This is a genomic window from Mycolicibacter senuensis, from assembly GCF_003284925.1.
Classification (GTDB): Bacteria; Actinomycetota; Actinomycetes; order Mycobacteriales; family Mycobacteriaceae; genus Mycobacterium; species Mycobacterium algericum_A.
In genome coordinates this window covers 25,634-35,621 of record NZ_QMEX01000033.1, presented here as the reverse complement: position 1 = coordinate 35,621, position 9,988 = coordinate 25,634, and the positions used below count along the sequence as shown (strand labels likewise).

Here is a 9,988-nt window from a genome sequence, read left to right as displayed (position 1 = left end):
GTGCGGGTGGCCACCGACGCGCCGGTCACGCTGTCGACGCCGTCGGACACCCTGCCGCGGGTGGCTGCCGACCCGGCCCGGGTCGCCGAGCTGGCGGACCGACTCGGTGTCGGGTCTTCGATCGCCCGGCTGCAGCGGGCCCTGGACACGCTGCCCGACTAAACCGTCGGGTTAATGCGGCGGTCCCAGCTTCGCCTCTCCTGCGTCGAGGCTCGCTAAACCGCCGTGCTCATGCGGCGGTCCCAGCTTCGCCTCTCCTGCGTCGAGGCTCGTTAAACCGCCGTGCTCATGCGGCGGTCCCAGCTTCGCCTCTCCTGCGTCGAGGCTCGTTAAACCGCCGGGACTACTTGGGCCGACCGACCTCGTAGGTGCCGGAGTTGTCCTGGAAGGTGACGGTCACCTGGCGTTTGGTGCCGTCGATACTGACCTCGCAGTTGAACGTGTCGCCTTGTTTGACCACCGGGCTCTGACCGTTGTTGCAGCGCACGTCCTTGACGTTCTTGGCGCCGTAGCCGTTGGTCTGGTCGGCCAGGATCTGCTGCACACCCTGCTGCGCCTTGTCGATATCGAGTTTGGTGGTCACGAAAAACCCGGGCTTCCAGAAGCCCAGCACCAGTACCACCAGTGCGGCGATGCCCAGGCACGCGGCGAGCACGGTGCCCACCAGCGCCGTCGGGCGTTTGCCACCGGAGCCGGGCTGACCGAACTGGCCCGGCTGCTGCGGGTACTGACCGTACTGGCCCGGCTGGCCGTACTGGCCGGGCTGGCCGTACTGGCCGGGCTGGCCGTACTGGCCGGGCTGGCCGTATTGGCCGGGCTGGCCGTACTGGGTGGGTTGGCCGTAACCCCCGGGCTGGCCGTACTGCTCCGGCTGCGGATAGCCGGGATACTGCGGTGCTGACGGGTAGGACTGCGGGTACTGCGACGGCGTGTAGGCCGGCGGCTGCCACTGCTGCTCGGCGCCGGCTGCAGGTCCCTGCCCGGTGCCGGGCCGCTCTTCGGGCTGCCCGGGCTGCTGAGGTTGCCACGGCTGCGTCGGGTCGTATCCCTGCGGTCCGCTCATCGTTGTTCCTCAAGTCCTCTCACGTAGCGGCTGCTGATCACCGCCGGCTCTCCACCGTAGCGCGCGGACCAGCCTACCCGGCGTCAACGGCGACGACGCCGCGTAAAACCGTGTCGATCGCCTGTTTTGCGGTCGCCCGCAATTCGGCGCCGGGCGCCGCATTGCGCAGCTGATCCAGCAGGTCGAGCACCTGGCGGCACCAGCGCACGAAGTCGCCCGCCGACAACGGCGCCGCGGAGCCGGCCGCCAATCCCTCCGAGGCGTCCAACGCCGAGGCCAGGTCGCCGGTGCGGGCCCAGCGGTACACCGCGGCGACGAACCCCTCGTCGGGTTCGCGGCTGGGGCTGATGCGGTGCCGGCTCTCGTCGGCCCGCAGCGTCGCTGAGAGCTTGCGGGTCCGGTGCAGCGCACGGCGCACCGGCTCGGTGGGCGGGTACGGCGTCGGAGGGCCGTCCGGGCCGTCCGCACCGCGGGACTCATAGAGCACCGCGGAGACCACCGCGGCCAGTTCGGCAGGCCCCAACCCGTCCCACGCGCCGGTACGCAGGCATTCGGCGACCAAAAGGTCGCTCTCGCTGTAGATCCGGGCCAGCATCCGGCCATCGGCGGTCACCTTCGGGTCGCCGTCACCGGTCGTTATGAAGCCGCGTTCGGCCAACAGGCCGACGATCCGGTCGAAGGTGCGGGCCAGCGAGTTGGTGGCCGCGTCGACCTTCTTGCGCAGTTGCGCATTGTCAGCCTCCACGCGCAGGTAGCGCTCGGCGGTGCGCACCTTGTCCTCACGGTCGGCGTCGCCGTGGCTGGGATGGTCGCGCATCCGTTGCCGCAGCGCGGCCAGCTCCGGATCCACCGGGTCCTCCTGCCGCCCGCCGCCGCGTCGGCCGCGCGGCTTCGGCACCGCCAGACCTTCTGCCGCCGACCGCAACGCCGAGGCCAGATCGCGGCGGACCCGCGGCTGGCGGTGCTCCACCCGCTTGGGCAGGGTCATGGTGCCGATCGGCCCCTCGGCGCCGGAGTAGTCCGCCGAGGAGATCCGGCCCGCCCAGCGATGCTCGGTGAGCACCAGTGGCCGCGGCTCGTCCGAATCCCGGTCGGCCTGCAACACCACTGCCAGACCGCCGCGGCGGCCGTGAGTGAGGGTGATGATGTCGCCTTTGCGCAGCGCGGCCAGGGCGTCACTGGCGGCCCGGCGCCGTTGCAGCCGTGAGGCGCGCGCCTGGGCTCGCTCCCGTTCGGAGATCTTCGCCCGCAGTCGGGCATAGTCGAGCATCGGCGAGTCGCGGCCGCCGAGTTCGGCGGCGATCTCGTCGAGGGTCCGTTCGCCGCGTTCGACGCCGCGCACCAGGCCGACGACGGACCGGTCGGCCTGGTACTGGGCGAACGACTGCTCCAACAGCCGGTGGGCCTGCTCGGGGCCCATCTGCTGGACCAGATTGATCGTCATGTTGTAGGACGGGGCGAACGAACTGCGCAACGGGAAGGTACGGGTGGAGGCCAGCCCGGCCACCTGCTCGGGGTCCGCGGTGCTCTCCCCCGGATGCCACAACACCACCGCGTGGCCCTCGACGTCGATGCCGCGCCGGCCGGCCCGGCCAGTCAACTGGGTGTATTCGCCCGGTGTCAGGGCGGCATGTTGTTCACCGTTGAACTTGACCAACCGTTCGAGCACCACGGTGCGGGCCGGCATGTTGATGCCCAGCGCCAGGGTTTCGGTGGCGAACACCGCCTTGACCAGGCCGGCGGTGAACAGCTCTTCGACGGTGTGGCGAAACACCGGCAGCAGCCCGGCGTGGTGGCCGGCCAGCCCGCGCAGCAGCCCCTCGCGCCATTCGTAGTAGCCCAGTACATCCAGGTCGTCGTCGGCGAGGTCGCCGCACCGGTGGTCGATCACTTCGGCGATACGGGCGCGCTCGGACTCGGTGGTCAGCCGCAGCGGTGAACGCAGGCACTGTTTGACGGCGGCATCGCAGCCGACCCGGGAGAACACGAAGGTGATCGCCGGCAGCAGCCCGGCCGAATCCAGCACCGCGATCACGTCCGGGCGCATCGGCGGGCGGTAGCTCGGCCGCCCCGGGCCGCCCCGGCCGCCATTGCGCCGTGGCGACCAGTCGGTGAGCCGGTCGGCTTCGCGACGATGTGCAATGTGCCGCAACAGTTGTGGGTTGACGCGAGGCCGGCCCGCGGATCCCTTACCGTCGGTGTCGGGTCGAGACTCGAACAGGTCGAAAAGCCGCTTGCCCACCATCATGTGCTGCCACAGCGGCACCGGGCGGTGCTCGTCGACGACGACGGCGGTGTCCCCGCGCACCGTCTGGATCCAGCCGCCGAACTCCTCGGCGTTGCTGACCGTCGCCGAGAGGCTGACCAACCGCACTTCATCGGCCAGGTGCAGGATTACCTCCTCCCAGACCGCGCCCCGCATCCGGTCGGCCAGAAAGTGCACCTCGTCCATCACCACATGGGAAAGGCCTTGCAGCGCGCGCGAATTCGCGTAGAGCATGTTGCGCAACACCTCGGTGGTCATCACCACCACCGGCGCGCTGGCGTTGACCGACAGATCGCCGGTCAACAAACCGACCCGGTCCTTGCCGTAGCGGGCCACCAGGTCGGTGTGCTTCTGGTTGCTCAGTGCCTTGATCGGGGTGGTGTAGAAGCACTTTCCGCCGGCTGCCAGCGCCAGGTGCACCGCGAACTCGCCGACCACGGTCTTGCCCGCGCCGGTCGGTGCGCAGACCAGCACTCCCCGACCGTCCGCCAGCGCCAGGCACGCGCGGCGCTGGAAGTCGTCGAGTCCGAACGGCAGGCCGGCGGTGAACCGCTCGAGCTCGGTCATGCCGGCGGCCCGGTGAGCGTGCACAGTTGTACGGCCAAACCGGCGTGTCGCTGAGCAAACACGCCCGCTCGCGCGATCGGGGGGCTACTCATGCGGGGCTGTCACGGGCGCCGGCGCCTCGAGCGGCGAGGCTTCGTCGTCGGGTAGCTGCGTGGTGGCCTCCCGCCGGGCCTTGCGCTTGTCGTGCAACCGGGCGATCTGGATGGCGAACTCCTGCAGCAGGCTCAACGTGCAGCCGAGCACGATCATCGAGAACGGGTCGGACCCGGGGGTGAAGAAAGCCGCGAACACGAACATCGCGAAGATCAGCCCGCGCCGCCACTCCTTCAACCGGGCGTAGCTCAGTACCCCGACCTGGTTGAGCATGACGATCAGCAGCGGGAACTCGAAGCTGATGCCGAACACCACCAGCAGGTTGAGCAGGAAGCCGAAATAGCGGTCGCCGGACAGCGCGGTCACCTGCACATCGCTGCCCACGGTCAGCAGAAAACCCAGCGCCTTGGAGAGCACCAGATAGGCCAGGATGGCGCCGGTGACGAACAGCACCGCCGCCGACACGACGAACACCACCGCGAAGCGCCGCTCCTTGCGGTACAGCCCCGGCGTGATGAACGCCCACAACTGGTAGAACCAGACCGGACAGGCCAGTACGACTCCGGCGGCCAGCCCCACCTTGAGCCGCAGCATGAACTGGTCGAAGGGCGCGGTGGCCAGCAGTCGGCACTGCCCGTCGGGCGCGATCGCGGCGCGCGAGGATGCCGGCAGCTCGCAGTACGGGTGGCGCAGCCACTCACCGAGACTCTCCAGCCCGAACAACGGCCGGCCGTACCAGACGAAGCCGATGATCGTGGTGACCACGATCGCGGCAAGCGAGATCAGCAGCCGGGTCCGCAGCTCACGCAGGTGATCGACGAGCGACATCGTCCCGTCGGGATTGGTGCGGCTGCGACGCAGTCGCGGGTCCAGCCGCCGCAGAGCTCCGAGCGTGGGCACAGTAGATCAGACGCGGATGCCGCGACGGCGATGCCGGGCTACACCGAGGAACCGCCGGCCGCCGGCGGATCGACCCGCTCGGAGGAGACGGTGGTCGAGTTGGCGGTCGAATCCGGCTTGGCCTCGTTCTGCAGCTCGCGGACCTCGGATTTGAAGATGCGCATCGACTTACCGAGCGAGCGCGCCGCGTCGGGCAGGCGCTTGGCGCCGAACAAGATGATCACGGCGACGGCGAGGATCGCCAGGTGCGACGGTCCTAAAGCGTTCACTTTGCTTACCTCCAGACGTCGTATCGATGCTACCGCAGCTCAGGACCCCGGCGGCGCACGCCGCGGACGGGTGGCCCCCGTCCAGCTCTGACCGTCGAAGTAGCGGAGCAGTTCGGGGTCGGCGGGATCCGGATACCAAGCCGGGGGCACCGCTGATTGCCTCGCCGACCTCGACTTGGCCTTGACCAGGAAAACGATGCCGGCCACCACGCCTATCACCACGACCAGGAAGGCGATATCGGCCATCAGCATTCCGGCGCTGAAGGCGGTCATGCGCGTACATCCCGGTAGGCCGCCAGCGCGGCGGCCGCGGCCTCGCGCACCCCGTCGACCACCGACTCGGGCGCCACGATCTGCACCTCGTCACCCATGCCCAGCAGCAGCCGCGTCAACCATTCGTCGGAGGCGTAGGTCATCTCCGCTTCCCGCCAGCCGTCGGCCGACTCACCGACCAGTCGCATCGGGTAGTACTCGAACATCCAGGCCGCCACCGGCGCGACCCGAACGGTGGCGACCGGCAGCGACGGGTCGGCGTCGAACAGCGAGGTGTCGGTCTCGGCCTGGCGTGCCGGTTCCGGCGGCGCCGAGGGCTCGTCGAGCAACTCGGCGTCGTCGATCCGGTCGAAGCGGAACAACCGCACCCCGGCGGACTCGCGGCACCATGCCTCCAGGTAGCTGTGGTTGGCGATCAGCACCACCCGGATGGGGTCGACGACCCGGCGCGACGACGTGTCCCGCGAGGCGGCGTAGTAGTCGATGCTGATCGCGCGGCGGCGGTGTACGCCGTCACGGACGACCGCGGCGACCGGGTCGTCTTCGTCCGGGATGTCGGTTGCGCGGTGGGCGGCCTCGCCGGCGGCGTTCTCGATCTTGGCGATCGCGCTGCGGGCCGCTCGGGGGTCGACGATGCCGGGCATGTCGACCAACGCCCGCAGCGCCATCAGCATGGCGGTGGCCTCCGGCGACGTCAGACGCAATGGCCGATCCACCCCGGCGGTCTCGTGCACATCGAGCCGGTCGTCGTAGAACGTCACGTCGATCAGCTCGCCGGGCCCGTAGCCGGGCATGCCGCACATCACCAGCTGATGCAGGTCGGCCTGCAGCTGCGCCAGGCTCACCCCGAGCTCGGCGGCGGCCTGCTTCTTGGTGATGCCGGGCCGCGCCTGCAGATACGGCACCATGTTCAGCAGCCGGACCAGCCGCTTGGAAAGTTGGCTCACGCGAGCACCCCCCGGGCGCTGGCGGTCAGCCGGGCCACCACGTCGTCGCGCAGTGACGGCGGATCCAGCACGACGGCGTCGGCCCCGTGCCCGGCGATATCGCGGGCCAGCCGGTCGTGGGTGCCGATGTCGACGCCGACGATGTCGCCGTCGCGGCCGGCGAGGGCCTGCCGGCCCAGCACGGTGCCGGCCCGGCGCAGTGCCACCGCCCGGCCGTCGGCGACCCAGATCCGGGCCTGCAGCCCGCTCGGCGCTTCGCCGACGGCCTCGGCGACGATCGCGCGCAGGTCGACGCCGTCGGGGCGGGTGACCGAACCTGGCGACCCGATCGGTGTGACCTCGTCGGCGATCCGTGACATCCGGAAGGTGCGCACCGCATCACGATCCCGGTCATGGCCGACCAGATACCAGCGGCCGCCGTGGGTCACCACCCCCCACGGCTCGACGGTGCGGGTGACGTACGCATCGACCGGCGACGGGCGATGGCCGAACTGCACGGCCTGCCCCGCCTGGACGGCGTCCATCAGGGCGCCCAGCGCCGGCTCAGCTCGGTGGATGCCCGGCAGCGCCGCCGGGGGCGCCACCAGTACGTCGGCGCGCGCCGGGTCCACCTCGACGCCGGCGGCGTGCAGTTTGGCCACCGCCCCCTGGGCGTTGGCCCGCAGCTGCGGCGACTGCCACAGCTGGACCGCCACGGCGACCGCGGCGGCCTCCTCACTGGTGAGCTCGATGGCGGGCAGCGCGTAGGCATCGGGGTTGATGCGGTAGCCGTCTACCGTGTCGAACACCGACGCCTTCCCGGTTTCCAGCGGAATGCCCAGATCACGCAGCTCGTTCTTGTCCCGCTCGAACATCCGCGAGAACGCCTCGTCGCTGGGGCTGTCACCGTAGCCGATCACGGTGGCGCGGATCTTGTCCGCGGTGAGATAACCGCGCGTGGACAGCAGTGCAATGACCAGATTCAGTAGTCGTTCGACTTTGGCAGTCGCCATGCCATGGAGGATAGGCGGTGGCATCGGGCGAGTCGGTCGGAAGTGGGTGCTACATGCTGGCGATCAGCCGCTTGACCCGCTCGTCGACCGACCGGAACGGGTCTTTACACAGCACGGTGCGCTGGGCTTGATCGTTGAGCTTGAGGTGCACCCAGTCGACGGTGAAGTCTCGGCCGGCGGCCTGTGCGGCACTGATGAATTCGCCGCGCAGCTTGGCGCGGGTGGTCTGCGGCGGGGTGTCGACGGCCTCGTCGACCTCCTCGTCGGTGGTGACCCGGGCGGCCAGCCCCTTGCGCTGCAGCAGATCGAACACGCCGCGGCCGCGTTTGATGTCGTGGTAGGCCAGATCCAGCTGGGCGATCTTGGGGTCCGACAGCTCCATGTCGTACCGATCCTGGTAGCGCTGGAACAGTTTTCGCTTGATCACCCAGTCGATCTCGGTGTCCACCTTGGCGAAGTCCTGGGTTTCGACGGCGTCGAGCTGACGGCCCCACAGGTCGATGACCTGCTCCAGTTGCGGATTGCTGGCCCGCGTCTGTACGTAGTCCACGGCCCGCCCGTAGTACTCGCGCTGGATGTCCAGCGCACCGGCCTGCCGTCCGCCCGCCAGTCGTACCGGCCGCCGGCCGGTGACGTCGTGGCTGACCTCGCGGATGGCCCGGATCGGGTTATCCAGCGAGAAGTCGCGGAACGGCACCCCCGCCTCGATCATCTCCAGCACCAGTGCCGCGCTGCCCACCTTGAGCAGGGTGGAGGTCTCGGACATGTTGGAGTCCCCGACGATGACGTGCAGCCGGCGGTACTTCTCGGCGTCGGCGTGCGGCTCGTCGCGGGTGTTGATGATGGGACGCGATCGGGTCGTGGCGCTCGACACGCCCTCCCAGATGTGCTCGGCGCGCTGCGACAGGCAGAAGGCGGCGGCTTTGGGGGTCTGCAGCACCTTGCCGGCGCCGCAGATCAGCTGGCGGGTCACCAGGAACGGCAGCAGCACGTCGGAGATCCGGGAGAACTCCCCGGCGCGGACGATCAGGTAGTTCTCGTGGCAGCCGTAGGAGTTGCCCGCCGAGTCGGTGTTGTTCTTGAACAGATAGATGTCGCCGCCGATCCCCTCATCGACCAGCCGCTGCTCGGCATCGATCAGCAGGTCTTCGAGCACCCGCTCGCCGGCCCGGTCGTGGGTGACCAGCTGCACCAGGTTGTCGCATTCGGCGGTGGCGTACTCCGGATGACTGCCGACATCCAGGTATAACCGGGCGCCGTTGCGCAGGAACACATTCGAACTGCGGCCCCAGGACACCACCCGGCGGAACAGATAGCGCGCCACCTCGTCGGGTGACAGTCGCCGGTGGCCGTGGAAGGTGCAGGTGACACCGAACTCGGTCTCGATGCCCATGATTCTGCGCTGCACGTCATCGAGACTACTGGTTGAACCAGGGCAACGGTGGTCAGGCCGGGGGGTTCGCCGCCGTGTCGAGGGTTTCCAGCACGACCTCGGCCACCTGGCGCATCGTGGTGCGCTTGTCCATCGCCGCCCGCTGAATCCACCGGAACGCGTCCGGCTCGCTCAGGCCCTGCTTGGACTGCAGCAGTCCCTTGGCGCGCTCGATGAGCTTGCGGGTCTCGAGTTGCTCCGACAGGCTGCTGACTTCGCGTTCCAGCGCGGTGATCTCCTCCGAGCGGCTGAGCGCCAGCTCGATGGCGGGTACCAGATCCCCGGCCGAGAACGGTTTGACCAGATAAGCCATCGCCCCGGCGTCACGCGCCCGTTCCACCAGGTCACGCTGGCTGAACGCGGTGAGCATGACGATCGGCGCGATGCGTTTGCCGGCGATCTCGGAGGCCGCGTCGATGCCGTCGCGGCGCGGCATCTTGACGTCGATGATCACCAGATCGGGGCGCAGCAGCTCCGCCAGTTCGACGGCCTCCTGGCCGTCGCCGGCCTCGCCGACCACCTCGTAGCCCTCTTCCCGCAGCATTTCGGCGAGGTCGAGCCGGATCAGCGCTTCGTCCTCGGCGATCAGGACCCGGCGGGCAGGGCGCGGGGCGCCCTCGGATGTCGACGCAGTCATCACCCCATTCTGTCGCGCCTGCCGGCGGCGGCAACCCTTCGGGGCATCGTCTATCGTGGAGACCCGCGCGCAGGCGCTGGGCCCTCGTATCCCAACTGGCAGAGGAAACGGATTCAAAACCCGTACAGTGTGAGTTCGAATCTCACCGAGGGCACCACAGATCGCCGCCGCTCAGCGGGGTGCGTACATGATCACGGCCACCCCGATCAGGCAGATCAGCGCGCCGAGCACATCGGCGCGGTCGGGCCGGAAGCCGTCGAAGGCCATGCCCCAGGCCAGTGAGCCCGCCACGAACACCCCGCCGTAGGCGGCCAGGATCCGGCCGAAATGAGCGTCGGGCTGCAACGTCGCCACAAAGCCGTACAAGCCCAGGGCGATCACACCGGCCCCGGCCCACAGCAGACCGCGGTGCTCACGTACCCCCTGCCACACCAGCCAGGCGCCGCCGATCTCCGCGATGGCGGCCAGCACGAACAGCGCAACCGAACGCAGCACCATGGATGTTGACCCTAGCCGCCCAGGTGAAACCGCCAACTGCCCAGTTCACGG

At 69.3% G+C, this 9,988-nt stretch carries 10 protein-coding genes, 1 tRNA gene and 1 pseudogene; 2 read left to right on the top strand and 10 right to left on the bottom strand.

Annotated features, from left to right (window positions below):
* A pseudogene (locus tag DQP56_RS10585) lies at positions 1-162 on the top strand (flap endonuclease); the annotation flags it as partial.
* Positions 163-343: 181 nt separating this feature from the next.
* Here the strand turns inward: DQP56_RS10585 and DQP56_RS10580 are convergent.
* The 9 genes from DQP56_RS10580 to DQP56_RS10540 all read right to left on the bottom strand — a co-directional run bounded on the left by DQP56_RS10580 (position 344) and on the right by DQP56_RS10540 (position 9,439).
* On the bottom strand, positions 344-1,063 hold the full coding sequence (locus DQP56_RS10580) for a DUF4333 domain-containing protein (protein ID WP_112685181.1): 720 nt from the start codon (positions 1,061-1,063) through the stop codon (positions 344-346).
* A 73-nt stretch (positions 1,064-1,136) separates the two neighbouring features.
* Positions 1,137-3,896 (bottom strand): DEAD/DEAH box helicase, encoded by a 2,760-nt coding sequence (locus DQP56_RS10575; RefSeq protein WP_112685179.1) that lies wholly within the window; start codon positions 3,894-3,896, stop codon positions 1,137-1,139.
* Between the two features lie 84 nt (positions 3,897-3,980).
* Positions 3,981-4,817: a twin-arginine translocase subunit TatC gene (tatC, locus tag DQP56_RS10570; protein ID WP_234825603.1), complete on the bottom strand. Its 837-nt coding sequence runs from the start codon at positions 4,815-4,817 to the stop codon at positions 3,981-3,983.
* 110 nt (positions 4,818-4,927) lie between these two features.
* Positions 4,928-5,158 carry a Sec-independent protein translocase subunit TatA gene (gene tatA / locus DQP56_RS10565; RefSeq protein WP_112685175.1) on the bottom strand — a complete coding sequence of 77 codons (231 nt, stop codon included), beginning with the start codon at positions 5,156-5,158 and terminating at the stop codon, positions 4,928-4,930.
* Positions 5,159-5,197: 39 nt separating this feature from the next.
* Positions 5,198-5,431: a DUF2510 domain-containing protein gene (locus DQP56_RS10560; protein WP_112685173.1), complete on the bottom strand. Its 234-nt coding sequence runs from the start codon at positions 5,429-5,431 to the stop codon at positions 5,198-5,200.
* Entirely contained in the window at positions 5,428-6,378 is a 951-nt protein-coding gene (locus tag DQP56_RS10555) for a helix-turn-helix transcriptional regulator (protein WP_112685171.1), read from the bottom strand. Before DQP56_RS10555 ends, DQP56_RS10560 begins: the two co-directional genes overlap by 4 nt.
* Entirely contained in the window at positions 6,375-7,370 is a 996-nt protein-coding gene (locus tag DQP56_RS10550; protein ID WP_112685168.1) for a helix-turn-helix transcriptional regulator, read from the bottom strand. Before DQP56_RS10550 ends, DQP56_RS10555 begins: the two co-directional genes overlap by 4 nt.
* 49 nt (positions 7,371-7,419) lie before the next feature.
* Positions 7,420-8,778 (bottom strand): Pup--protein ligase, encoded by a 1,359-nt coding sequence (gene pafA, locus DQP56_RS10545; RefSeq protein ID WP_112685166.1) that lies wholly within the window; start codon positions 8,776-8,778, stop codon positions 7,420-7,422.
* Positions 8,779-8,815: 37 nt separating this feature from the next.
* Complete coding sequence (locus tag DQP56_RS10540) at positions 8,816-9,439, bottom strand: two-component system response regulator PdtaR (RefSeq protein WP_112685164.1); 624 nt, start codon at positions 9,437-9,439, stop codon at positions 8,816-8,818.
* 80 nt (positions 9,440-9,519) lie between these two features.
* On the opposite strand from DQP56_RS10540, the gene DQP56_RS10535 reads away from it, so the two are divergent.
* Positions 9,520-9,596, top strand: a tRNA-Leu gene (locus tag DQP56_RS10535).
* Positions 9,597-9,610: 14 nt separating this feature from the next.
* On the opposite strand, the gene DQP56_RS10530 is transcribed toward DQP56_RS10535, so the two are convergent.
* The gene (locus DQP56_RS10530; RefSeq protein ID WP_112685162.1) at positions 9,611-9,937 is read right to left on the bottom strand and encodes a YnfA family protein; all 327 of its coding nucleotides are present in this window, start codon (positions 9,935-9,937) and stop codon (positions 9,611-9,613) included.
* Positions 9,938-9,988 lie beyond the last annotated feature (51 nt).

Excerpts from the sequence above, each read along its gene's own strand:
- DQP56_RS10580 (WP_112685181.1), bottom strand. The coding sequence starts at position 1,063 with ATGAGCGGACCGCAGGGATACGACCCGACGCAGCCGTGGCAACCTCAG.
- DQP56_RS10575 (WP_112685179.1), bottom strand. The coding sequence starts at position 3,896 with ATGACCGAGCTCGAGCGGTTCACCGCCGGCCTGCCGTTCGGACTCGAC.
- tatC (WP_234825603.1), bottom strand. The coding sequence starts at position 4,817 with ATGTCGCTCGTCGATCACCTGCGTGAGCTGCGGACCCGGCTGCTGATC.
- DQP56_RS10560 (WP_112685173.1), bottom strand. The coding sequence starts at position 5,431 with ATGACCGCCTTCAGCGCCGGAATGCTGATGGCCGATATCGCCTTCCTG.
- DQP56_RS10550 (WP_112685168.1), bottom strand. The coding sequence starts at position 7,370 with ATGGCGACTGCCAAAGTCGAACGACTACTGAATCTGGTCATTGCACTG.
- DQP56_RS10540 (WP_112685164.1), bottom strand. The coding sequence starts at position 9,439 with ATGACTGCGTCGACATCCGAGGGCGCCCCGCGCCCTGCCCGCCGGGTC.
- DQP56_RS10530 (WP_112685162.1), bottom strand. The coding sequence starts at position 9,937 with ATGGTGCTGCGTTCGGTTGCGCTGTTCGTGCTGGCCGCCATCGCGGAG.